The sequence below is a fragment of the Microcystis ichthyoblabe FBCC-A1114 genome (assembly GCF_050500245.1).
Lineage (GTDB): Bacteria > Cyanobacteriota > Cyanobacteriia > Cyanobacteriales > Microcystaceae > Microcystis > Microcystis ichthyoblabe_A.
On sequence record NZ_CP191408.1, the window covers coordinates 4,726,248 to 4,750,393 of the forward strand.

The window sequence follows — 24,146 nt, forward strand, 5'->3', positions numbered from 1 at the left end:
AGGACTGCTTTAGAGCATCTCCTAGTTCTCTAAAAATTGCTTTAACAATCTTATTAAAAATGTTTTTGCTGAAAGAATCTCGCTCTTTTTTTAGACAGGGATGGACAATTGCAGTTTTACTAATTGCCCTGCTTGTTTCCCTGCCAATTTTATCGGTGGCCAGTAGTTTATTAACTAATTCCAGTCAAGTCTGGCAACATCTGATCGAAACTGTTCTCTGGGATTATCTAGTTAATTCTTTTTGGTTAATGGGTGGGGTGGGTAGCGGTGTTTTAATCATCGGTGTTGGCACTGCTTGGTTAATAACGATGTGTCAATTTCCCGGTCGTCAACAATTTCAATGGTTATTATTACTACCCCTTGCCGCTCCTGCCTATCTCTTGGCCTATACTTATACCAATATGATGGACTATTTTGGTCCGGTGCAGACGTTCTTAAGAAGTGTTTTCGCTTGGAATAGTGTCGAAGATTATTGGTTTCCTAATATCCGTTCTCTTTGGGGGGGGATTCTGATGTTAATACTGGTGCTTTATCCCTACGTTTATCTGTTAGCAAGGGTCGGTTTTTTAGAACAATCTGTCTGCACAGTGGAAGCAAGTCGCTCCTTGGGATGTAACCCTTGGCGCAGTTTTTTTACCGTCGCTTTACCCCTAACAAGACCGGCAATTATGGCAGGATTAGCCCTAGCTTTAATGGAAACTCTGAATGATTTTGGTACGGTGCAGTATTTCGGTATTAATGCTTTTACCACGGGGATTTATAATACTTGGTTCGGTATGGGCGATCGCATAGCAGCGGGACAGTTATCCACAGTTTTAATGGTATTTATCCTCGTTTTAGTTTTCCTTGAACAATCCTCCCGTCGTCAAGCTCGTTACTATGAAATGACCAATCGTTTCCAGTCACCGACTAAGTACGAACTAGGATTTGTTCGCAGTTTTTTGGCAATGATCTCCTGTTTTGTGCTGGTATTTCTGGGGTTTATTGCCCCTGCTTTTTATCTAGCTTATCTAGCCTTTAATCATGCCCAAGAAACTTTTAATAATGACTTTTTTAGTTTGTCACTAAACAGTTTTTTTCTGGCTAGTTTAAGCGCAATTATTGCGGTAGTTTTAGCTTTAATTCTCGCCTACGGGGAAAGACTTAATCCGAATAAAACTCTTAAGGGTTCTGTGCGGATTGCGGCCGCTGGTTATGCTATCCCCGGCATTGTTATAGCCGTGGGGGTTTTAATTCCTCTCGGCCAATTAGATAACTTTTTCAATCAAGGATTAAATATCAATTTAATTCTGAGCGGCACGATTTTCTGTCTAATTTTTGCCTATATTGTCCGGTTTTTAGCCGTAGCTTTTTCCACGTTAGAATCGAGCTTAAGTAAAATTAAACCTAGTTTAGATGATGCTTCCCGCAGCCTTGGCTATGGCACTGGTGCCACTTTAATTAAAGTGCATATTCCTCTTTTGTCGGGGGGATTATTGACGGCGGCTATGTTAGTTTTTGTCGATGTGATGAAGGAATTACCTGCTACTTTGGTCTTAAGACCTTTTAATTTTGATACCCTAGCGGTGCGCGTTTATCAATACGCCAGTGATGAACGTTTGGTGGAAGCAGCAGCCCCGGCCCTGGCCATTGTCCTAGTGGGATTAATTCCAGTAATTTTTTTAAGTTGGCAAATTTCCCGACGGGCGATCGATTAAAGTGGTGGTCGATTCCTAGACCAGTTGGCGATCGGCCAGCAGCTTAGTTCTATAGTCTAGTACAAAATAATGTTACAGTTCTTGACAAGACTACTAGAGAGGGGGGGTGTCAGTGATAGGATTCCCTAAAACCCCTTTTCTTTATTTGTGTAGAGAGAACAACATCCTATGACAGAACTTTCTGGAAAAGCTCCCAAGTTCGGTGGCAGCACGGGCGGTTTACTCGCCAAAGCCGATCTGGAAGAAAAGTACGCCATCACCTGGACAAGCAGCAAAGAACAAGTCTTTGAAATGCCCACCGGTGGCGCCGCTATCATGAACGAAGGCGAAAATCTCCTCTATTTGGCCCGCAAAGAACAGGCGCTCGCTCTTGGTACCCAATTCCGGACGAAATTTAAGCCCAAAATCGAAGATTACAAAATCTATCGGATTTATCCCAGTGGTGAAGTGCAGTATCTCCACCCTGCTGATGGTGTCTTCCCCGAAAAAGTTAACGCTGGTCGTGAATTTTTCGGCAAAAAAGACCGCAATATCGGCAAAAACCCCGAACCAGCGACAATTAAGTTCTCTGGTGTCACTCCCTACGAAGCATAAATAAACCCTAAAATCGAGAGTGGGGAGTTAGATTTAGAAGCTATTTAGCCCCAAGATTTGACTTCCGACTCTCGATTTCTCTGATCGCAATCGGCTACAAGTGTTGTGCTATCCGTTTCCTGAACCATCAAAATATGATCTTCCCCGACTTCGATCGCTTTCGTGAACTGGCTGGCCAAGGTAACTTTATTCCTGTCTATCAAGAATGGGTCGCTGACCTAGAAACACCCGTTTCGGCCTGGTATAAAGTTTGTGCCGATCAAGCCTACAATTTTTTATTAGAGTCGGTGGAAGGGGGCGAAACCTTGGGACGCTACAGCTTTTTAGGCGGCGATCCCGTCTGGGTATTGGAAGCGCGGGGAAACACCACCACCCAAACTTTTCGCAATGGTTCTCAAGAGATTTTTTCGGGGGATCCTTTCGAGATTTTAACCCAATGTTTAGCCCCGATTGTGCCGGTTAAATTGCCGCAATTACCCGCAGGAATAGGGGGTTTATTTGGTTTTTGGGGTTATGAATTAATTAATTGGATTGAACCGCGAGTGCCTATTTATCCCGCTACGGATGCGGATCTACCGGATGGTATTTGGATGCAGGTGGATAATCTGATTATTTTCGATCAAGTTAAACGGAAAATATGGGCGATCGCTTATGCCGATATCCGGGGTAATAATCCCGATTTAGCAGCCGCTTATCAAGCGGCCTGCGATCGAGTGACACAGTTAGTTCTGAAGTTACGATTACCCCTACCAACTAATGCCAAAACCCTAGAATTATTACCAGTTGGTCAGGGAAAAGAATTAGTTTATGAAAGCAATACAACTCAGGAAAAATTCTGTCAAAATGTCCTAAAAGCCAAGGATTATATCAAAGCGGGGGATATTTTTCAGGTGGTTATTTCCCAGCGTTTAAATGCCAATTATCATGGTCATCCCTTCGATTTATATCGTTCCTTGCGTCTGATTAATCCTTCTCCCTACATGGCTTTTTATAACTTTAAGGATTGGCAAATTATTGGCTCTAGTCCTGAAGTGATGGTTAAGGCAGAACGGGACGAATTAGGTAAAATAAGAGCCACTGTCAGACCAATTGCTGGCACCCGTCGCCGGGGACAAAACTTCGGTGAAGATCAAGCTTTAGCAATAGATTTATTGCAAGATCCCAAAGAAATTGCCGAGCATATTATGTTAGTGGATTTGGGTAGAAATGATCTAGGCCGGGTGTGCGATCGAGGTACGGTCAAAGTGGATGAATTAATGATAATTGAACGTTATTCCCACGTTATGCACATTGTTAGTAATGTGGTGGGGGATTTAGCAACCAATAAAAGTGCTTGGGATTTATTAAAAGCTTGTTTTCCGGCGGGAACTGTCAGTGGGGCCCCGAAAATTCGCGCTATGGAAATTATTCATGAATTAGAACCCTGTCGTCGTGGTCCCTATTCAGGGGTTTATGGTTACTACGATTTCGAGGGACAGTTAAATAGTGCCATCACAATCCGCACTATGATTGTTCGTCCCCAGGGTAATCAAAATTATCTGGTTTCTGTGCAAGCGGGAGCGGGGTTAGTAGCCGATTCTGAGCCGGAGAAAGAGTATGAAGAAACCCTCAACAAAGCCAGGGGTTTATTGGAGGCAATTCGCTGTTTAAGTTAGATTTTTTAGCCCAGGATCGTCCTTCTCTATTTAACCTCATGAGGAGGAAAAATATTTAATCGGTAGCTCTAGGGGAAACTCTGGTACTGACAGAGTATTTAACTTTATCTTTATCGGTATCTCCAGTAGTCAGATTTACCTCAGCGTTGGCATTCAAAATCACTTGACCACCACCGTTGCGAACACAGGCAAAAAAACCGTCCACATCGCCAGGATCCGCGGCGATTAGTTCAAAACCCTCATGGTCATCACAAAAATTGGGGTTATTAGCAGTCGCTGCTAACATATCGGTGACGGGGGAAGGTTGCCAAGTAGCAATATTGTCGGGGGTGATGTAGTTGCCATCTTCGTCCAAGTTTGGACCATAGCGCCACAAGACTAGACCGGTCAAGCTATCTCCAGTCTGACTGTTTTGGGTATAGTAAACGATCTGGTCGGGGAGCAGCTGACTGGGATTGTTGGGGTCGGGAATTTGGAAAGCAAGAACTGGTCGCGCTCCTGCTGCTCGCGCTTGGGGTACTTTAGTCGTCACGATATTAGCTTCAGTCTCAACGATAATTCTTGCCCGTTTCACGTCGTCTGAAACAAACTCTAGAGTCCGATTAAGATTATTTTGGATTTCAGTACCAGCATTAGCTCGATAGTTACTTCTGAGCAGGTTAGTTACGCCAATTCCCGCCACCGAGATGGCAATCAGCATCATCGAACTTGCTAGTAAAACCTCTGTAATTGTAAAACCTGCTTGTCGAACCAGTTGGTGAGCTTGTCGAACTGGTTGGTGAGCTTGTCGAACCAACCGAGCGGATTTTTTTTGTAAACGGCCTAGGTGATTGATGTACCCTAAATAAAAACGCATAGCTTTAACCCGTGCCAATTTCTCTGTTCTGTACCCCCCTAAATATTTGGTATTTATTGCAGTCACAGAGGTTTTATTCAACTATCGGTCAATCAACTCAAAAGGTGTTTTCGGAAACCACTGAAAACTTACTACCACCTACTGCCTTCAAAATTTCCCTAGAAAACTCCCGATCAAAAATTTCTTGACCTAACTAACTTCACCACTAACCACATCATAGCCTAAAAAAATTCCATAGATAGTAATTGAACTATGGCCAGAGAGCTGATTTTGTTCACAGCTATTATGGGAGTAAGTGGTTTTACAGCTAATTCCGTACATTTGTATTAGTATAATTGTTGACCCTCAAGGAGATAAGAGGGCCCAAGGACTGGTTACAATCAAGGATAGGTAATTTTTCGATCGATGTCATCTAAATAATCATGCGTCTCTTACACACCATGCTCCGGGTCAATAACTTGCAGGAATCTCTACAATTTTACTGCGATGTGCTAGGAATGAAGTTATTGCGCCAGAAAGACTATCCCAATGGTCAATTTACCCTCGCTTTCGTCGGTTATGGCGATGAGGCTAATCATGCTGTCATCGAACTGACCTATAATTGGGGAGTCGATCGCTATGAGGTCGGTAATGCTTACGGTCATATTGCCCTAGGCGTGGATGATATCTATAGCACCTGTGAGAAAATTCAATCTCTTGGTGGCAATGTCACCCGGGAACCAGGCCCGATGAAACACGGTTCTACGGTGATTGCTTTCGTGGAAGATCCTAATGGCTACAAGATCGAGTTAATTCAACTAGGAACCCAGGGTGCTGCCGTGACTACGGCTTAATCAAAAACTTATGTCTGTTGAAATTGAACGGAAATTTCTGGTTAAAGGGGATGACTGGCGATCGCTTGCTCCTGGCAAGTTGTATCGTCAGGGATATATTCCTACCCAAGATGGATTGACAACTGTGCGGGTTCGTGTGGTTGGAGAGCGGGGTTATTTAACCATTAAAGGCAAGACTGAGGGCATTAGTCGTCAGGAATTCGAGTATGTAATTCCCCTAGAAGATGCGGCGCTCATGTTAGAAAACCTCTGTAAAAAACCTTTAATTGAAAAGATTCGTCATCGCATTTCTCTGGATAATTTAACTTGGGAAGTTGATGAATTTTTGGGAGATAATCAAGGTTTGATTATGGCTGAAATTGAGTTAGAACAAGAGGATCAAGTCATTACTATTCCCGATTGGATCGGCGAAGAAGTCACGGGAGATGAGCGATACTACAATAGCAATTTACAGAAATTTCCCTATAAAATGTGGTGATTGTAGTATTAATTTTCTCCCAGTTTAACTCTGGGTAGATAGGGCTTTTTCTGCTTCGTTTAGCTTATTCGTTACCCGTCGGAGAACGCCATTAATAAAACGATAACCTTCATCATCAGAATAACGTTTGGCTAATTCGATCGCCTCATTAATTGCTACTTTTTGAGGTATATCGAGATAGAGCATTTCTGCCACGGCAATTTGCAGGATATCTCGATCGATTCTTGGTAAACGATGCAGTTGCCAATCCACTAAAGCACCGGTTAATTCCTGTTCAATTTCCGCACGACGACGATAGACTGTACCGATTAATTCTAGGGCATATTCCCGCACTTCGTACTGACTAGATAACTGGACAATTTCGGGAAAATCTATCACGGTTCCTAAACGATTAATGGCATTGTGGGTAAGAGAAATTGCCTCTTTTACCATAGTTTGGGCGCTTTTTAGATTTGTTGCCTTAGTATCACTAGCGAGAATCCGTTCATTACCACGACTAATTTCAGCAGCAGCGGTTTCTAAGGTTTCTTGAATTTCTAGGGTTAAGGTTCTAACTGCGACTAAAATTAAATCGTTTAAAGTTTGCTGTTCTAGGTTTTCAGGATTGCCTTTAATCTGACTTAAACTCAAAAGGGCAAGTTCTCGAGCAATGCGACGGGGTTGTTGACGGGGAGGCATAGAAGTTTAGAAGGAGAGGAAAGAAAATTATACAACTTTATCGATCGCTATTCGGTTGGGTTAATTTTTCTCGGCGATCAATTTTTGACTAACTTCTACTTTAGCATAAAAGCCGCCAAAGATTTAACTTTTCAAGTTTTAATGAGACAAAAGACAATATCTATCTTGAATCTCCCCTAATTTAGTCTCAGCTTCTTGAGCATTAATAGCTAATTGAGCAAACTCTAGAAAGCGTTTTAATTCCTTGCGTAATAAATTCCTTTCTACTTCCCAGGTTTCTCGATCTAAGGTGGGTGGCATAACAATCATATCAAATAAAGTGGCCTGTTTTTTATCGGGATGGGGGCGCAATATTCGCCCGCGACGCTGAATAAATTGGCGAGGATTACCACTACTAGCCAGAATGACTGCGTTTTGAATTGATGGCAGATCTACTCCCTCATCTAAACATCTAATTGCCACTAATCCTTGCAGATAACCCTCCTCAAATTGTTGGCGAATTTTTTCTCGTTCTTCTAGGGAAGTTTCTGCGGTGTAGGTAGCAACTCGATAACCTAATTGATTGCCTAATAAATGAGTAACTGCCTCTACCTGACGACGATAATTAGCCGTATAATTTTCTACATAACCATCCCCACAATAAAATAAAGTATGATCCGTATCTAAACGCTCTTGCATCAATTGTTGTAAAGCCTGTAATTTATTACTCGCTGAACCAATTAATCGCGATCTTTGCATTAGCAATGCTGTTAAATTTTCATTGCCATTTAAATTACTATTTTTCTGCAAAGTCCAGCCGATTTTCTGGGTCAATTTTGCGTATAATAAAGCCTCATTATCGGTTAATTCAACCAAGACTGGATGATAAAAATAATTAACTAAAGCACCTTTGCTAATAGCATCAGCTAGGGTAAATTCTGGTTGTAGAATTTGCCCAAAATAATCAAGAATAGCGTCGGTTCCTTCCTCATCAAAATATCTTTCAGGAGTGGCGGATAAAGCCAATCTTAGACCTAAAGAACGGGGTAATAATTCTTCTAATCGGGGGGAACCTAAATTATGGGCTTCATCACCAACGATTAAAGTTTTATCGGGAAAAAATTTAATTTGTGATTGAAAACCCTCGCTAATAAAAGTTGAGTTAGTAGTTAAAATAGTGACAAATTTTTGATTACCCGCTTGCACATTATATAATTCTGTCGATAGTTGACTTTGCCATGTGTGGACACTTTCGTAGGCTAAAATCGGTTTAAGATTAAATTTTTCCGCTTCTCGTTGCCATTGATTGACTAGGTGACGATAGGGACAAATTACTAATAATACCTGCAGTTCTATCGCTTCGTAAAGTTCCATGGCAATAGCTAAAGCAGTAATGGTTTTACCGCTGCCGGTGGCCATTTTTAAAGTTCCTCGTCCCCGATTACGAAACCAACTGATAATCGCTGTATTTTGGTAGTCTCTCAACTCTAAATTGGGAGGAATTCTAGGAATACCAGAAGGATTGACTCGATAGAATCCTCGCAATTCAGCAACTTGCTTGATTTTGCGGGAACTGAGAAAATCCCTAGTTATTTTTTCCCAATCTATCCAGCAACTATTCATAGGACCTCTTGTAAAAATCAAAAATTGTTGTTAGGGTTAGTAGTCGGTCGTCAGGAGATTGTTTTTATTTATAGCGTTTCCTGTTCGCAAGAGGTTTATAATACTAAATCCTGTTTAAAAGGTATAGGATGGTGGGAAGTGGGAGAAACAATCCATAGCTTGGCAGTTCATCACAGTATTATAAATAGTTTTGGTATAAGTTTAAAAATAGCAAAAAGTCAAAAACCTAAAAACTAAAGGTTGCTCCCTATACAATTGGGATGGTCTTTTTAGTCCATCCCACAGCTATCAAACCACTTTTAACTTTTATCCTAAAAACCTAAGGAATGATTAGGATAATTTACCTGGTCGCTACTTCTTCTTTTTGGGGAGTATTTTGCCGAAGTTTTTCTTGATCTTGGCGACGTTTTTTAGCATAAAGTTGTATTGTCACTGCCATTAATACCACTAAAGCTACAATTAACCAAGTGGTCAAATCGAGGGGTAATTGATTCTTAAATACTGCCAAAAGGACAATAACTACCAATAACAGGGTTGGTGCTTCATTTAAGGCCCGAAATTGCTGTCCCGTCCAATTACATTCCCCTTTTTCTAGCTTCTTCATGATGCGACCACAGTAGAAATGATAGAGCAGTAAAAGAGCCACAAAGGATAATTTAATATGTAACCATCCCGATTTTAAAATTTCTGGTTCTGTGGAGATTAAACCGATCGCCATCGCCACGGTGACAATCATCCCCGGTGTGGTAATGATATTGTAGAGTCGCTTCTCCATGATCTCGTATTGTGCTTTCAGAATAGCTTGTGCGGGTTCCGTTTGTGTTGCTGCCTCCGCATGATAGACAAACAAACGTACTAAATAAAATAGTCCCGCAAACCAAACAACTACCCCAATCAGGTGAAATGCTTTAAACCAATAGTAAGCCATAGTCTATATTGTGATGTGAGTCCCGAATTAATTAGTCTAAGAGTTATCCATGCTTTCCCAGACCATCCCTATACAAAAGTTTAGACGGAAAATGGGGATTGGGGAGCAGGGAGAAGGGAGAGGGGTGTAGGGTGTGGGGTGTAGGGTGTAGGGTGTGGGGTGTGGGGAGCTTTTTCAGTAAACAATAAACTAAAAACTCACATCTGATAACTGATAACTGATAACTGATAACTGATAACTGATAACTGTCTCCTAACCCAATGTTGGACAAAGATAAGCAAAAATTATTTATTGACTCCACAAACTTGAGAATATTTAAATTAACATTCCGCAATATTTACAAATTCTTAAAAATTAATTGAGAAAGATTTTTATTTAACAACGATGTTATGCTGGTTACAGCGATTTTACTGAATTTCATAATGGGTTTTTCTGTGCTTTTTTGAGCAGCAACGGTTGAAACCCTTGCCACACCTAGAAGGTGATCCTAATTAAGACAGGTAAATGAGTCAATTTCACCCATAACGATGATCTTTTTTTTGTGTAGTTTTATTGCAAAAAAAAAGTTTTTTTGACAAAAAGCACAAATTATGCTGCGGTCTAGCGGATTTCTAGCTGCGAGTAATTATGGGAGAGAAGGGAGCAAGGAGAGAAAGTTCGAGCATTTGTACTAAAAATTCTCATAGGCAGTTTAAATTCAGTACAGCAAACCCTAATTATCTAAGAGCAAAGGTCGCAGAAAACCGCCATAATTCTCGTCATCCGTACCGATAAAGACTTCTACTTCACCTCTAGGAGATTCTCTGGTAGTCACCGCTTCCACTTTCGAGCCGTCGATTTCTGCAATTTTTTGGGGATTAGGGGCAAGAATTAGGCTATTATCGGCTGTAACTTGACCGATACGGTAAACAGCACTTCTAAACACTCCCGCACTATCTGGATCGTAAGCGGAAGCTATGTAGATATTACCTTGCTTATCTACGGCTAAATCGGAGATGGGGCGAATATTTTTACCGCTACCAAAAGGACTCCGAAAAGTTACCGACTGAAATTCCCCGAATTTTAAGGGATTGAAGGAGATATCCGTCCAGCGAATCTTTGTACTCTCTTGACTATCGGCCCGTTCTGCGTAGATAAATAGATAACGATCGCCTTGCCGACTAACAGCGATCGCCTCTACATTGTCCACCGCGATCGGCCAATTTATTTGCTCAACTATCTTGACTTGTTGCTGGTTGTATGCTGCTAAAAACAGTCTTTGAAAAGGTTTTTTCTCGCCACTTTCAGCCAACAAAAATAAGTTAGTTTGAGGAATATGAGTAATACTTTCGAGATCGTTACTCAATCCCTCTGGATTTGGCCAATCTACCCTTAAAACCTGCCATAATAGCGGTTTTTCCTGGGTAGGTAGCTGTAAAAGACTCAGCCTTGCTTGAGATGGATCACTTTTTTCGCCCTTATTTTTGGCATCGTGAACCCCTAGAAAAATATCCGCTTCCACCCAAGCTAAACCACTGATATCTGGGAGATAAGTCTCCAGTCGTCTCGATTCTTGAGCAAAAGAGACTTGCACGGCCGAAAAAAAGAAAATTAGCGTTAAAATACCCGAAAAAACTGTTTTTAATCGGCTATTCTTGCTAAAAAATGCTCTATTCTCTAACATCTCTTCCCTAACTCCCAATATCACTGATTAACTTCTCCACCACCCGATTTAAACCGACGGAATGGGAAGCCTTGCATAAAATGCGATCGCCTGAATCAATCACTTCCTTTAAACGATTAATTAAATCTGCGTGAGTTTGAAAACATTCGCAATCGACCCCAGTAGCGGACTCAGCAATAAACTTAGCTTCTGGGTCATCCACCAAGACAAACAAGCGATCTATGCCTAGTTTTTGCACCCTCTCACCGACTTGGCGATGTAATTGCTCCGAAAAAGACCCTAACTCCTTCATCGTGCCTAAAACAGCAAGATGACGCTGACCGGGGGTAGCTTTCAGTAAATCCAAGGCCGCTAACATTGATTCTAGACCGGCGTTATAGGTTTCATCGAGGAGTAGGATATCTGGCTCTAATTGGTAACGTTTAGCCCGACCACTGGGTAAATTAACTTTAATTCCCTGTTGCAAAGAAGTCCAATCGATGCCTAAAATTTTCGCTACAGCCAAGGCTGCCATAAAATTTAAAGCGTGATGACGACCAGATAAAGGTAAGTTAAAATCTAGTCCATTGACTCGTAAAGTAGTTAAATCCAGTAATTCCCCGACTATATCGCCGCCAGAGAAGCCATAGGTAATTTTTTTCCCCTGCCATACCCGTTTAGCTGTTTCCGTAAGTAAAGGGTGATCGTAGTTAAGAACAGCTATACTACTAGAAGGAGACTCGGTCAATAACTCGCATTTGGCCTCTGCGATCGCCGCTTCTGAGCCTAAACGACCGATGTGAGCGGTTCCCACATTAGTAATCACTGCGATGGTCGGTTGGGCGATTTGAGCGAGCAGGGCAATTTCTCCCCGTCCCCGCATTCCCATCTCGATTACAACACTATCGTGAGTTTCATCCAGTTCGAGGAGAGTTTTCGGCACTCCGATCTCATTGTTATAATTAGCCAGGGTTTTGTGTACCTTTCCCTGGGTTGCTAATACGGAAGCGATTAATTCTTTAGTGGTGGTTTTCCCCACCGATCCCGTAATAGCAATCACGGGTATAGTAAATTGATTCCGCCACCAATGGGCTAATTGCTGATAAGTTTCTAGGGTATTCTGGACTAGGAATACAGGAATATTTTTAGAAGAATTTACCGAAACTGGCTGATCAACAATCAAGGCCGCTGCTCCTCTTTCGATAGCCATATCGATAAAATCATGACCATTAAAATTATCACCTTTTAAGGCTAAAAATGCTTGTCCTGACTCAATACTGCGGCTATCGGTATTAATGCCAGATACTAAACTATCGGGACTAAAACTTATGTCAGCTTTATCTTGTAAGGACAATAATTGAGCTAGTTGATTCAGGGATAAATGACAGGGCATAGACAGTAAAAATAATTAGAGTAAATTCCGAATAATCTGAAAGATAGATTGAGGTTTAACGGGGACTTAGATCAGATAAAATCGATTCTTCTTGGCTCTCTCAATCGCACCGTGTGCAATGTAGGGACGCAACGCTTGCGCCCATAATCTAATATTGTGAATATTTTTGACCCCATGTCCGAGAGAGCCAACTCGATGCAGTAGAATGACCCAAAATAGGGACAGCCTAAGAAGGGAGCATCTACTATCTAATCACAATTGACTCCTTTACAGCAGTTATCTGATCACTTCCGTAGGACTAGGGTTATTGCTCAACAGGTGGGGAGCGAGGATTAAAAAGTTAAGTAATCTCAACTTCTAGCCAATGGCACCCCAGAGCTAGGGGATAATTAAACCATCGTCATTTAGGCTGCGTCTATCCGTGAAAATTATCGTTATCGGCAGTGGTGGTCGAGAACACGCTCTAGCTTGGAAACTCCTACAATCGCCTCAAGTAGAACAAGTGTTCTGTATTCCAGGTAATGGGGGAACGGCAATTTTACCTCAATGTGAAAATATCCCCCTAGCAATGGAGGATTTTGCTGAAATTAGCCGTTTTGCCCAGGAAAATAGCGTCGATCTGGTGGTTGTCGGTCCAGAATATCCCCTCTCCCTCGGCATTACCGATTATCTTCTCGCCCAGGAAATTGCCGTTTTTGGCCCCACACAAACCGGGGCCTTAATTGAATCGAGCAAATCCTGGGCAAAAGAATTAATGAGCGAAGCCGGAGTTATCACCGCCACTTCCGAAACCTTTACCGATGCAGAATTAGCAAAAACTTATATCCGAGAGCAAGGAGCGCCAATTGTGGTGAAAGCCGACGGATTAGCCGCAGGAAAAGGGGTAATTGTCGCCGAAACCGTAGATATGGCCCTAGAAGCGATCGATGATCTTTTTACCAGTGGCTTTACTAAAGTCGTGGTGGAAGAATTCCTAGAAGGGGAAGAAGTGTCCATCCTCACCCTCACCGATGGGATCAGTTTTCGTTCCCTGCTACCCGCCCAAGATCACAAGCGCATCGGTGAAGGCGATACCGGCAAAAATACCGGCGGGATGGGAGTTTATGCCCCCGCACCCATAGCCACCGCCGCCATTATCGAAGCGGTAAACCGAGACATCCTCGCCCCCATCGTCGCCACCCTACAAAAACGCGGCATTGACTATCGGGGAGTCCTCTACGCGGGTTTAATGATTTCCCCCGCCGGAGAGCCAAAAGTTCTCGAATTTAACTGTCGTTTTGGCGATCCCGAAACTCAAGCGGTTTTACCCCTACTGGAAACTGCCCTGGCACCGCTGCTGCTGGCTTGCGCTCAACAAAAATTAACTGATTTCCCCTCTTTACAATGGCGATCTGGTAGTGCCGTTTGTGTGGTGGCTGCCTCTGCCGGTTATCCCGACCACTACGAAAAAGGCCAGTTAATCACGGGAATTAAGGCAGCTGAAACCGCAGGGGCGATCGTTTTCCACGCCGGCACGGTTTTAAAACACGGCGATATCTTTACCGATGGCGGCCGGGTTTTGGGTGTCACTGCTATGGGAGCTAATTTTAATCAGGCGATCGAACTTGCCTATCAATCGGTGAACAGGATACACTTTCAGGGCATCTATTATCGTCGCGATATCGGCCACCGGGTAAGGGAAAAATAAGGGTCAGTATTGAGGCAGGGGTAAGGGGGTTTTGAGGATTAATTTATTAGCCAATTTCCCCTTTTTTCCGCCTCTCTGACCGAATGCTCACCTCTTTCTAGGGTAATCCCTGACAAAGGCGAATCTGATTTGTCAAAAAACCAGTAACTATTGATAAAATCATGAAACTGAATCGCCTAACCAAATTGCCATCCCTATGCGAATTTTGCTCTATTCTTATAACTATTATCCTGAACCGATCGGCATTGCTCCCCTAATGACAGAATTGGCGGAGGGATTGGTTAAAAGAGGTCATCAAGTTAGGGTTTTAACCGCCTTTCCTTGGTATCCTAATAGTGAAATCGATCCCGAATACCGCGGAAAAATCTATCTGGAAGAAGAACGAAATGGTGTTAAAATTCAACGTTCCTACGTTTGGGCGCGCCCCGAAAGAAGTTTAAAAAATCGAATTTTCTTTGAATTGAGCTTTGTTTTTTTGAGTTTCTTTCAGGCTCTCAAAGGTGAAAAACCCGATCTAATTTTCTTAACTGTCCCCGGATTACCCGTTTGCGTTCCCGCCGCTTTATTGAGTAAATTATATGGGGTACCGATTATTCTAAATTTACAGGATATTTTGCCCGATGCGGCAGTTCATGTGGGATTATTAACTAATGAGAAAATGATTAAGGTTTTTAGTCGTCTCGAAAAATTTGCCTATCAAACTGCCAGCAAAATCTCGGTTATTGCCGATGGTTTTACCAAAAATCTCCTAACTAAAAATGTGCCGAGTCAGAAAATTATTGAAATTCCTAATTGGGTGGATGTAAGCTTTATTAAACCTCTGCCGAAAAACAATAATTATTTTCGCCAAGAAAATCATCTTGAGGGCAAATTTGTTGTTTTATATTCTGGCAATATTGCCCTAACCCAACCCCTAGAAACCCTGATCGATGCTGCAGTTTACTTAGTTGACATCCCTGAGATTAAAGTGGTAATTGTTGGTAAAAAAGAAGCACTCGATCGCCTAGAAAAGTATCGCCAACAACAGGGGGCCAGTAATGTGCTTTTATTACCCTTTCAACCCCGGGAAAAATTACCAGAAATGTTAGCCGCCGCTGATGTGGGTATGGTGATGCAAAAACATAACGTGATTTCCTTTAATATGCCGTCCAAAATTCAGGTATTATTAGCTAGTGGCCGTGCTATTATTGCTTCTGTTCCCGCCGCTGGAACTGCTGCTAGGGCGATCGAGCGCAGTGGTGGTGGTTTGGTGATTAATCCTGAAGATCCGGAGGCATTAGCTACAGCTATTTTAAAGCTATACAAAAACCCAGATTTAGCAACTATACTAGGAGAAAAAGGACGACAATACGCGGAAGAAAATTATGCCTTTGAAAAGACTTTGGATCAATACGAAAATCTTTTTTCTCAAGTAATTAGTTAATAATTAGGGTAAGTAGTTATAATTAAATTGAAGATAGACCCCCCCTTAATCCCCCCTTGATAAGGGGGGTATCTGACAATTTTTAATACCTACCTATAGGGAATAGGGGAATTTCAACTAAAACCCTAAAACCCTAAAACCCCATCAGCTAACCTCTAACTCCCACTTAACTATTTTCATGTTTGATAATTTCTCAAAAAAACTCCCCTGGCAAAGTCTCAAACAAGCGATCGCTTTTGTCTTAACAATTATTGCTTTAACTCCAGTGGTTACAGCTTTAATTTCTAGTGTTAATCAGCCCCAAATCCAATCGAATATTCAACTATATCAAACCAATCTCAACCTACAAGTCACGACTCTCAGCAGCGATGCTGACCCTAATAGCGAGGAATTTGCTAATCTTAAATTAATGCAAACTTCCCTGATCGGTGAAGATCCCTACAGCACTGCCGAGGAACAGTATTTATCAGCCCAGAAAAGTGCCAAAAAAACAATCACCGAACTAGAAAAATCAGCAGTTAATCCCGAACAAAAAAAATCCCTTGAGCGCGACATCAACTCCTTAAAAGATTTAGAGCTAAAATTAAGTCTCATTCAAGCTAGTCAAGGTGACTTGGATTCGGCACGGCAAATCTGGCAAGAGATCAAGGAAAAATCAGCATTTGAGAACTATAAACCTGCTGTTTTAAAAAATGCGCTGCTGTTAGAGGGATTGTACAGTGAACCCCCCCAAATTGCTGCCGATGCTGAAGCGAGAATCGAGCGCAATTTTCAAGGATGGTTTCGTTATATCATTCTGGAAAAATTATATAGTCTCGAAAATCGTCAAGAGGATTTACTCGCTTTAGAGGAAGAACAGAGTGAAGTGGCGGCTAATGCCTTAATTAAACTAATTTTAGTGGCTTTGTTGCCTCTTATCGGCGGTTTAATCGGTTTTGTGCTGTTGATATTTTTATTAGTGCAGTGGCTGCTCCGCAAACAGCGAGCGCTGCTCTTTCTAGATGATAGTCTCGCTTGGCAAACTAAGTGGGGAGGAGAAACCCTCTGGTGGGGAATAATTATTGGTTTCTTTTTCGTCGGACAAATTGTTTTACCGGTAATTTTCGGGATTTTATCGAGTTTCTTGAGTCTCAATCCCGAACAATTTAACCTAGAAGCTAAAGCAATATACGTTGTAGTTAGTTATTTAGCCTTAACATTGAGCAGTTTATCGGTTTTATACCTAGCAATCAAGCCTTTTCGCCCTTTACCTCCCGATTGGTTTCGTTTTAAACTCTTTAGTCCTTGGCTTCTCTGGGGATTAGCCGGCTATTTTGTCGCTTTACCCCTGGTTATTATCATTTCTTTGCTCAATCAACTAATTTGGCAAGGACAAGGAGGCAGTAACCCGCTGCTGACTTTAGCCCTAGAATCCCAGAATACCTTCGCTTTAATCTGTTTTGGCTTTACTGCTTCCCTTGCCGCTCCTTTTTTCGAGGAAATTGTCTTTCGCGGCTTTTTACTAGCTTCTTTGACTCGTTATCTGCCTGTTTGGGGTGCAATTGCGCTTAGTAGTTTGATTTTCGCCCTTGCTCACCAAAATTTGTCAGAAGTGCTGCCTTTAACCGTCCTAGGTTGTGTTCTTGGCTTTGTTTACACCCGCTCGAAAAATTTATTATCCTCGATGTTGGTTCATAGTCTCTGGAATGGTGGCACCCTGTTAAGTTTATTTTTATTGGGCAGCGGTGCGGGTTAGGTGAAGTCTCTGGTTTTCGGGGTAGTCTAGGGATAATATCCAATACACTTGTACTTTATCTTGATGAGAGAAGGCTGTAATTTATAATTAAATATCAACCTAAGTGGGTGGGTGGAATTAAATATAAGATGAACGTAGGTTGGGTTGAAGCATGAAACCCAACGCCTGCATGGGTTACGCTACCGCTAACCCATCCTACAAATAATTGTGCCTCCCTACTTATCTCTGTTGGACAAACCATGACTATCGCTCAAAGCTTACCCCTAGTGGAGTCTCATGTAAACCCCGAGATAATCTTCCCAGAAGGCGAATTTTGGAGTGATGAACCACCCTTGGAAAGTAACCTACATCTACAACAAATTATTTTATTAATTCAGTGTTTAGAATGGTGGTGGCGCGAGCGAGAAGATTATTTTGCCGCCGGCAATTTAACCATTTATTACAGTCCCAACCAGAAAAAGTCAGAATTCTGCCGTGGTCCCGATTTTTTCGTGGTTTTGGGGACAAATCCCAATCCCAACCGCAGAAGTTGGGTAATTTGGCGAGAAGAGGGCAAATATCCCAATTTAATTATCGAAATTCTCTCCGATAGTACCGCCAAAGTTGACCGAGAGGAGAAAAAACAAATTTATCAGGATATATTTCGCACTCCCGATTATTTTTGGTTTGACCCAGAAAGCCTAGAATTTGAAGGATTTACTCTAATTAGCGGTCAATATCAACCGATTACCCCCAATGCTCAGGGACGGCTCTGGAGTCAACAATTAGGCTTATATTTGGGTTTATCTGCCAATAAATTGCGCTATTTTACCCCCGAAGGGGAATTAGTACCCACTCCCGCAGAAGCGGCACAACAGGCAGAAACCCAAGTTGAACAGGAAAGGCAGAAATCCGCAAAATTAGCGGCTAAACTGCGGGAATTGGGCATAAATCCCGATGAAAATCTCTAATCTTTCTCTGTCATCCCTTGCACTTAATTAGATAACCACATCGTTGCTCACCTTGATTGATCCAGTGAGTCCGTTCGATCGTACAATCGGGAAGCAGCAGCGCAAACATTTCTAATTCATGGCCACAGATACTGGGATAGGAACCAGCCACCTCAGCAATAGCGCAATGATGCTCGGCCAGGACATAACTTTTTTCTGCTTCCAGTGCCACTAATTCTGCCATGTAACCCTCCTCTTGGCGAATTTCCAGCAATTTTCTCATTCTTTCCCCTAAAGACCCCTTCCCGAGGCGCAATTGATATTCTGCCGCTTTGCGTTGCCACTGTTTTTTGAGAATTTCCCCCACCTGTTGCTCTCCCACCGTCTCCACGAGAGTATTGAGGAAAGAAACGGCGAAATTATCGTAATTATGGGGAAAACGGCCACGACCTTGACGACTGAGACGATAAATATGCTGGGGTCGTCCTATCTTATTTTGTACCGCAAAATATTCGATCAGTCCTTCCCCCTCCAAATCCTTAAGATGGCGTCGCGTCGCTTGCGGACTAATGCTTAACTCCTCGGCCAAGTCTTGGGCAGTAGATTGACCGTTTTTGAGCAAATATTGTAGAATATCGTCTTTCGTCGAGGCGGGTTGAGTCGTGGTCATGATACCAAAAACAGAGGCTTTAGCGTACAATTGCTGAGGGTCAAGGAGCGGCCAATTACCCCTACAGAGTAACTTGAATAACAGAGGTTTATCAGCATCCTCTCAAATTTTCCGTGACTTTGACAACAGCTTTGTTGTTAATCTATTATATAATCAAGTTAAACAACAGGAAAGTTGTTTAACTGCCTCCCCTGCCTACCGCGTAGAGAGAACACTAACCCCCATGAGTGCAACCACCGTTAAAAACCTCGTTAACCAACCCTACAAGTACGGTTTCATCACCGATATCGAATCGGAAACCATCCCTCGCGGTTTGAATGAGGAGATTATTCGCCTAATTTCGGCGAAAAAGAAGGAACCGGAATTCATGCTCGATTTTCGTCTCCGGGCCTACCATCAATGGCAAAAGATGACCGAACCCAGTTGGCCGCACGTTTCCTATCCTGCCATTGATTATCAAAATATTATCTACTACTCTGCACCCAAACAGAAAAAAGCAAAACTCAACAGTCTTGAAGAAGTTGACCCCACTTTAATCGAAACCTTTGAAAAATTAGGCATTCCCCTTTCGGAACAAAAACGCCTTTCTAACGTCGCTGTCGATGCTATCTTTGATAGCGTTTCTATCGCCACAACTTTTAAAGAAAAACTAGCAGAACAGGGGGTTATTTTCTGTTCTATTTCGGAAGCTTTACAGGAACATCCCGACTTGGTGCAGAAATATCTCGGTACTGTGGTTCCCGTGGGTGATAATTATTTTGCCGCTCTTAATTCTGCCGTTTTTAGCGATGGTTCCTTTGTTTTTATCCCCAAAGGTGTCGTCTGTCCGATGGAATTGTCCACCTATTTTCGGATTAATAACGGTGAGACAGGACAATTTGAAAGAACTTTAATTGTCGCTGAAGAAGGGGCATCGGTAAGTTATTTAGAGGGTTGCACCGCTCCGATGTACGATAGTAATCAACTTCATGCCGCCGTCGTGGAATTAGTCGCCCTCGATAATGCGGATATTAAATATTCGACCGTACAAAATTGGTACGCTGGCGATGCCAATGGTAAGGGAGGTATTTACAATTTCGTCACTAAACGGGGTCTGTGTAAAGGAGTTAATTCTAAAATTTCTTGGACGCAGGTGGAAACCGGTTCAGCAATTACTTGGAAGTATCCCAGTTGTGTCTTAGTCGGCGATAATTCCGTCGGGGAATTCTACTCAATTGCCCTAACTAATAACAAACAACAGGCCGATACAGGTACGAAAATGATTCACATTGGCCGGAACACCAAGAGTACCATTATTTCTAAGGGAATTTCTGCGGGTAACTCCCAAAATAGTTATCGCGGTTTAGTGAAAATGGGACCGAAAGCCAAGGGAGCAAGAAATTACTCCCAGTGTGATTCTATGCTGATTGGAGATAATGCCGAAGCTAACACTTTCCCCTATATTCAGGTGGATAACAACAGTGCTAAAGTAGAACACGAAGCTTCTACCTCTAAAATCGGTGAAGACCAATTATTCTACTTCGCACAACGGGGTATTTCCGAAGAAGATGCTGTCTCTATGTTAGTCAGTGGTTTCTGTAAGGATGTCCTCAGTAAATTACCGATGGAATTCGCCGCCGAAGCTGATAAACTCCTCAGTCTCAAGCTAGAAGGAACCGTCGGATAACAGTTATCAGTTATCAGTTATCAGTTATCAGTTATCAGTGTTCGCTGAAATATAATTAGTCTCTAGAAATATTTGCAGTTGCCAACAAAAAAACATGAGTGAAGTAATTTTATCGGTAAAAAATCTGACCGCTAGTATTGATGGAAATCAGATTCTTAAAGGAGTTAACCTCGAAATTAAAGCGGGTGAAACCCACGCAATTATGGGACGCAATGGCTCAGGAAAAAGCACCTTTTCCAAAGTAATTGCCGGACATCCCGATTATGAAGTAACTGGGGGAGAAATAATTTATAAAGGTGAAAACCTTTTAGACAAAGAACCCGATGAACGAGCGCTTATGGGTATCTTTCTCGCTTTCCAATATCCCTTAGAAATCCCCGGCGTTAGTAACCTTGATTTTCTTCGCGTTGCCTATAATGCCCGACAAAAATATTTAGGTTCGGAAGAATTAGATAGTTTTGACTTTGAGGAATTAGTCGAGAAAAAACTAGAAGTTGTCCAGATGAATCCTAGCTTTCTTGGCAGAAGTTTAAACGAAGGTTTCTCCGGTGGTGAGAAAAAACGTAATGAAATCCTACAAATGGCTTTATTAGAACCTACTTTAGGAATTCTCGATGAAATTGACTCCGGTTTAGACATCGATGCTTTGCGAATTGTTGCCCAGGGAGTCAATCACTTAGCTACTCCCGATAACGCTTTTTTACTTATCACTCACTATCAGCGTCTGCTCAACTACATTGAACCCGATGTTATTCATGTTATGTACGATGGGCGCATTGTCACCAGTGGCGGTAAAGAATTAGCCCTCGAATTAGAAAGAACTGGCTACGATTTCCTCGATGAACAAGTATTAGCCGTTAAATAATCTAGTTATCAGTTATCAGTTATCAGTAGTCAGTCCCGATGAAAAAATTTTCACCACCAGAGATGAAAGAGGTTTCCTTCCCCACACCCTACACCCCACACCCTACACCCTACACCCCACACCCTACACCCCACACCCCACACCCCACCCCCTCTTACCAATGACAGCCATAATCACGAAACCTGAACAATCAGGAGAATTATTGTTAAAATTGTCGCGAGAAACGGTTCCCACTATCGATAACGGTAAAATTCTCGAATTAAGAGAATCGGGAGCCAGTAAAGCTCACGAATTAGCCATCCCTGGCAGAAAAGACGAAGAATGGCAATTCACCGATTTAAGTCAACTCTGGGCGATCGATTTTCGCGCTCCCCAAACCGTTACAATCGATAAAAATGCTCTGGCTGTTTTTTTACTGCCCGAAGCCAAAAACAGCCGTATAGTCTTCGTTAACGGCATTTATCAGCCTGAATTGTCCGATATCTCCGCTTTACCCCCCGGTGTCAGCGTCAGCAATCTCGCCAATGCACAAAAAGATGTTCTTGTCAACTATCTAGGGAAAGAAAAAACCCCCGAATTTTTTACCGCACTCAACCAAGCTGGACTAAGCGATGGGGCAGTAATTCACGTCACCGCTAACACCGTCGTCACAACCCCGATACATCTCCTATTTATCACCGTTGTGGAGGAAATTCCCCGCTTTTATCAGCCCCATAGCCTCATCGTGGCGGAAACGGGAGCCAGTGTCAATATTATCGAGAATTACGGAGCTTTAGCCGAACATTGCTCCGATTTACCTGTAAATTACTCTTATTTCACCAACGCTGTCACGGAAATTTACCTCGAAGCCAACGCCGAGGTTATCCATACCAGAGTACAACGGGAATCGGGAGATGGTTTTCACATCGGACGCACGATAATTGAACAAGGGCGCGATAGCCGTTACACTCTCAACGAGATAAATCTAGGAGCTAAACTCTGCCGTCATAACCTCGATATCCTGCAAAAAGGCGAACAAACCGAGACAAATCTGCACGGATTAGCCATGATTACCGGACAACAAACCGCCGATACCCACAGCGCCATCTATCTCAACCATCCCCACGGTATCAGCAACCAACTGCATAAATGTATCGTTGATGGTAGCGCTCACGCCATCTTTAATGGTAAAGTGTTTGTTCCCAAACCTGCCCAATTAACCAACGCCTCCCAGTTAAATCGGAATTTGTTAATTTCTAACAAGGCACGAGTCAACACCAAACCGGAATTACAAATTACCGCCGATAACGTCAAATGTTCCCACGGGGCAACCATTAGCCAACTGGAAGCCGATGATTTATTCTATCTGCAAAGCCGGGGCTTAAGTGCCGACACCGCCCGCAGTTTGTTAATTGATGCTTTCTCGGCCGAGATTTTAGCTAAAATTCCTCTAGAATCCCTCCGCCAAAGATTGGGGCAATGTGTCGCCTGTCGCAGTGTGGAATAACTCTACCGGGGTGGGTGTCAACCTGCCCAAAGTACCCCTCTGACTCCTGACTAAAATGACAATTATCCAAGAAAAAACCCTCGCCCAAAAAGTCCGCGCCGATTTCCCTATCCTCCATCAAACCGTACACGATAAACCCCTTATCTATCTCGATAGTGCTGCCACTTCCCAAAAACCGATTCAAGTATTAGAAACCCTGCGAAACTATTACGAAAAAGATAACGCTAATGTGCATCGGGGGGCGCATACTTTAAGTGTCCGGGCAACGGAAGCCTACGAAGGGGCCAGAGATAAGGTGGCTAGGTTTATTAATGCCGCTTCTCGTCAGGAAATTGTCTATACTCGCAACGCCACGGAAGCGATTAATTTAGTCGCCTACAGTTGGGCATTAAATACCCTGAAAGCAGGGGATGAAATTATTCTCTCGGTGATGGAACACCACAGTAATTTAATCCCCTGGCAAATTGTTTGCCAAAAAACGGGGGCGGTGATTAAATATGTGCAATTAACCAGCGACGAAAGCTTTGATTTAGAACAATATAAATCCTTGTTATCTGAGAAAACTAAATTAGTGGCTGTCCTCCATGTTTCCAATACATTAGGCTGTATTAATCCCGTTGCCGAAATAGTCAGCCTTGCCCATCAAGTCGGGGCGAAAGTATTAATTGATGCCTGTCAAAGTGTCCCCCATTTAGCCATTGATGTGCAGTCCATAGATTGTGATTGGTTGGTGGCTAGTGGTCATAAAATGTGCGCCCCCACCGGTATTGGATTTTTGTACGGCAAAGAGGCGATTTTAGAGGCAATGCCGCCCTTTTTTGGTGGTGGCGAAATGATTGCGGAAGTCTATTTAGACCATTTTACCTGTGCGGAACTGCCCCACAAATTTGAAGCGGGAACCCCCGCTATCGGCGAAGCGATTGCTCTCGGTGCTGCGGTAGAATATTTAATGGGTTTAGGTATGGATAATATTCATGCCTACGAAGAAGAGTTAACCGCCTGTTTGTTCAAAAAATTAGGAGAAATTGAGGGTTTAAGAATTTACGGACCATCACCTAGTTTAACAGGCCAAGGTCGGGCTAGTTTAGCCGCCTTTAATGTGGAAGGGATTCATGCTAGTGATTTAGCTACTTTATTAGACCACGAAGGAATCGCTATTCGTTCCGGTCATCACTGTACCCAACCTCTACACCGCCTTTTTGATGCTTCCGGCAGCGCGCGGGCAAGTCTATATTTTTATAATACCCGCGAAGAAATCGATCGCTTTATTGTCGCTTTACAGGAAACTATCGATTTCTTTGCCAATTGTTTTTCTTAGGGGTATCTCTG

General features: G+C 42.7%; 22 protein-coding genes. 14 read left to right on the forward strand and 8 right to left on the reverse strand.

The features are described 5' to 3' along the window. Positions 1-59 precede the first annotated feature (59 nt). The 3 genes from ACQY1Y_RS23020 to trpE all read left to right on the forward strand — a co-directional run bounded on the left by ACQY1Y_RS23020 (position 60) and on the right by trpE (position 3,946). Positions 60-1,697, forward strand: coding sequence for an ABC transporter permease (locus ACQY1Y_RS23020; RefSeq protein WP_002739216.1), 1,638 nt, complete (start codon positions 60-62; stop codon positions 1,695-1,697). A 168-nt stretch (positions 1,698-1,865) separates the two neighbouring features. Then, complete coding sequence (locus tag ACQY1Y_RS23025; RefSeq protein WP_002738785.1) at positions 1,866-2,291, forward strand: photosystem I reaction center subunit II PsaD; 426 nt, start codon at positions 1,866-1,868, stop codon at positions 2,289-2,291. 134 nt (positions 2,292-2,425) lie between these two features. Beyond that, a complete protein-coding gene (gene trpE, locus ACQY1Y_RS23030; protein WP_002738459.1) occupies positions 2,426-3,946 on the forward strand; it encodes an anthranilate synthase component I in 1,521 nt (506 codons plus the stop codon). 55 nt (positions 3,947-4,001) lie between these two features. Here trpE and ACQY1Y_RS23035 read toward each other — a convergent pair whose 3' ends face one another. Together ACQY1Y_RS23035 and ACQY1Y_RS23040 are read right to left on the reverse strand one after the other, a co-directional pair. Beyond that, positions 4,002-4,802 carry a PulJ/GspJ family protein gene (locus ACQY1Y_RS23035; RefSeq protein ID WP_430013633.1) on the reverse strand — a complete coding sequence of 267 codons (801 nt, stop codon included), beginning with the start codon at positions 4,800-4,802 and terminating at the stop codon, positions 4,002-4,004. Between the two features lie 189 nt (positions 4,803-4,991). Next, entirely contained in the window at positions 4,992-5,123 is a 132-nt protein-coding gene (locus ACQY1Y_RS23040; protein WP_002739126.1) for a hypothetical protein, read from the reverse strand. A 101-nt stretch (positions 5,124-5,224) separates the two neighbouring features. Here ACQY1Y_RS23040 and gloA point away from each other — a divergent pair, with 101 nt between their 5' ends. After that, complete coding sequence (gene gloA, locus ACQY1Y_RS23045; RefSeq protein ID WP_002738911.1) at positions 5,225-5,635, forward strand: lactoylglutathione lyase; 411 nt, start codon at positions 5,225-5,227, stop codon at positions 5,633-5,635. Positions 5,636-5,645: 10 nt separating this feature from the next. Further along, positions 5,646-6,113 carry a CYTH domain-containing protein gene (locus ACQY1Y_RS23050; protein WP_002738505.1) on the forward strand — a complete coding sequence of 156 codons (468 nt, stop codon included), beginning with the start codon at positions 5,646-5,648 and terminating at the stop codon, positions 6,111-6,113. Positions 6,114-6,137: 24 nt separating this feature from the next. On the opposite strand, the gene nusB is transcribed toward ACQY1Y_RS23050, so the two are convergent. Both nusB and ACQY1Y_RS23060 read right to left on the reverse strand, forming a co-directional pair. Beyond that, positions 6,138-6,791: a transcription antitermination factor NusB gene (nusB, locus tag ACQY1Y_RS23055; RefSeq protein WP_193978597.1), complete on the reverse strand. Its 654-nt coding sequence runs from the start codon at positions 6,789-6,791 to the stop codon at positions 6,138-6,140. Positions 6,792-6,929: 138 nt separating this feature from the next. Continuing rightward, positions 6,930-8,393 carry a DNA phosphorothioation system restriction enzyme gene (locus tag ACQY1Y_RS23060; protein WP_430013634.1) on the reverse strand — a complete coding sequence of 488 codons (1,464 nt, stop codon included), beginning with the start codon at positions 8,391-8,393 and terminating at the stop codon, positions 6,930-6,932. Positions 8,394-8,417: 24 nt separating this feature from the next. Here ACQY1Y_RS23060 and ACQY1Y_RS23065 point away from each other — a divergent pair, with 24 nt between their 5' ends. Then, positions 8,418-8,630 (forward strand): hypothetical protein, encoded by a 213-nt coding sequence (locus ACQY1Y_RS23065; protein ID WP_002739415.1) that lies wholly within the window; start codon positions 8,418-8,420, stop codon positions 8,628-8,630. A gap of 103 nt (positions 8,631-8,733) precedes the next feature. On the opposite strand, the gene hemJ is transcribed toward ACQY1Y_RS23065, so the two are convergent. The 3 genes from hemJ to ACQY1Y_RS23080 form a co-directional block, all read right to left on the reverse strand. Continuing rightward, positions 8,734-9,321, reverse strand: coding sequence for a protoporphyrinogen oxidase HemJ (hemJ, locus tag ACQY1Y_RS23070; protein WP_002739167.1), 588 nt, complete (start codon positions 9,319-9,321; stop codon positions 8,734-8,736). 712 nt (positions 9,322-10,033) lie between these two features. After that, complete coding sequence (locus ACQY1Y_RS23075; RefSeq protein WP_430013635.1) at positions 10,034-10,984, reverse strand: hypothetical protein; 951 nt, start codon at positions 10,982-10,984, stop codon at positions 10,034-10,036. 7 nt (positions 10,985-10,991) lie between these two features. Then, positions 10,992-12,356 carry a UDP-N-acetylmuramoyl-tripeptide--D-alanyl-D-alanine ligase gene (locus ACQY1Y_RS23080; RefSeq protein ID WP_430013636.1) on the reverse strand — a complete coding sequence of 455 codons (1,365 nt, stop codon included), beginning with the start codon at positions 12,354-12,356 and terminating at the stop codon, positions 10,992-10,994. A gap of 421 nt (positions 12,357-12,777) precedes the next feature. On the opposite strand from ACQY1Y_RS23080, the gene purD reads away from it, so the two are divergent. The 4 genes from purD to ACQY1Y_RS23100 all read left to right on the forward strand — a co-directional run bounded on the left by purD (position 12,778) and on the right by ACQY1Y_RS23100 (position 18,151). Then, positions 12,778-14,043, forward strand: coding sequence for a phosphoribosylamine--glycine ligase (gene purD, locus ACQY1Y_RS23085; protein WP_430013637.1), 1,266 nt, complete (start codon positions 12,778-12,780; stop codon positions 14,041-14,043). A 196-nt stretch (positions 14,044-14,239) separates the two neighbouring features. Then, the gene (locus ACQY1Y_RS23090) at positions 14,240-15,466 is read left to right on the forward strand and encodes a glycosyltransferase family 4 protein (RefSeq protein ID WP_430013638.1); all 1,227 of its coding nucleotides are present in this window, start codon (positions 14,240-14,242) and stop codon (positions 15,464-15,466) included. A 178-nt stretch (positions 15,467-15,644) separates the two neighbouring features. Further along, positions 15,645-17,201, forward strand: coding sequence for a CPBP family intramembrane glutamic endopeptidase (locus ACQY1Y_RS23095; protein WP_430013639.1), 1,557 nt, complete (start codon positions 15,645-15,647; stop codon positions 17,199-17,201). A gap of 239 nt (positions 17,202-17,440) precedes the next feature. Further along, positions 17,441-18,151 (forward strand): Uma2 family endonuclease, encoded by a 711-nt coding sequence (locus tag ACQY1Y_RS23100; protein WP_430013640.1) that lies wholly within the window; start codon positions 17,441-17,443, stop codon positions 18,149-18,151. 10 nt (positions 18,152-18,161) lie between these two features. Here ACQY1Y_RS23100 and sufR read toward each other — a convergent pair whose 3' ends face one another. After that, entirely contained in the window at positions 18,162-18,800 is a 639-nt protein-coding gene (gene sufR / locus ACQY1Y_RS23105; protein ID WP_002738893.1) for an iron-sulfur cluster biosynthesis transcriptional regulator SufR, read from the reverse strand. Positions 18,801-19,023: 223 nt separating this feature from the next. Between sufR and sufB the strand changes: the two genes are divergently transcribed. The 4 genes from sufB (at position 19,024) to ACQY1Y_RS23125 (ending at position 24,135) form a co-directional block, all read left to right on the forward strand. Next, complete coding sequence (gene sufB / locus ACQY1Y_RS23110) at positions 19,024-20,466, forward strand: Fe-S cluster assembly protein SufB (RefSeq protein ID WP_002738588.1); 1,443 nt, start codon at positions 19,024-19,026, stop codon at positions 20,464-20,466. Positions 20,467-20,560: 94 nt separating this feature from the next. After that, positions 20,561-21,331: a Fe-S cluster assembly ATPase SufC gene (gene sufC / locus ACQY1Y_RS23115; RefSeq protein ID WP_002795094.1), complete on the forward strand. Its 771-nt coding sequence runs from the start codon at positions 20,561-20,563 to the stop codon at positions 21,329-21,331. 160 nt (positions 21,332-21,491) lie between these two features. Beyond that, positions 21,492-22,817: a Fe-S cluster assembly protein SufD gene (gene sufD / locus ACQY1Y_RS23120; RefSeq protein ID WP_430013641.1), complete on the forward strand. Its 1,326-nt coding sequence runs from the start codon at positions 21,492-21,494 to the stop codon at positions 22,815-22,817. Between the two features lie 55 nt (positions 22,818-22,872). Next, positions 22,873-24,135 carry a SufS family cysteine desulfurase gene (locus tag ACQY1Y_RS23125; RefSeq protein ID WP_430013642.1) on the forward strand — a complete coding sequence of 421 codons (1,263 nt, stop codon included), beginning with the start codon at positions 22,873-22,875 and terminating at the stop codon, positions 24,133-24,135. The last annotated feature ends 11 nt before the right edge of the window (positions 24,136-24,146 follow it).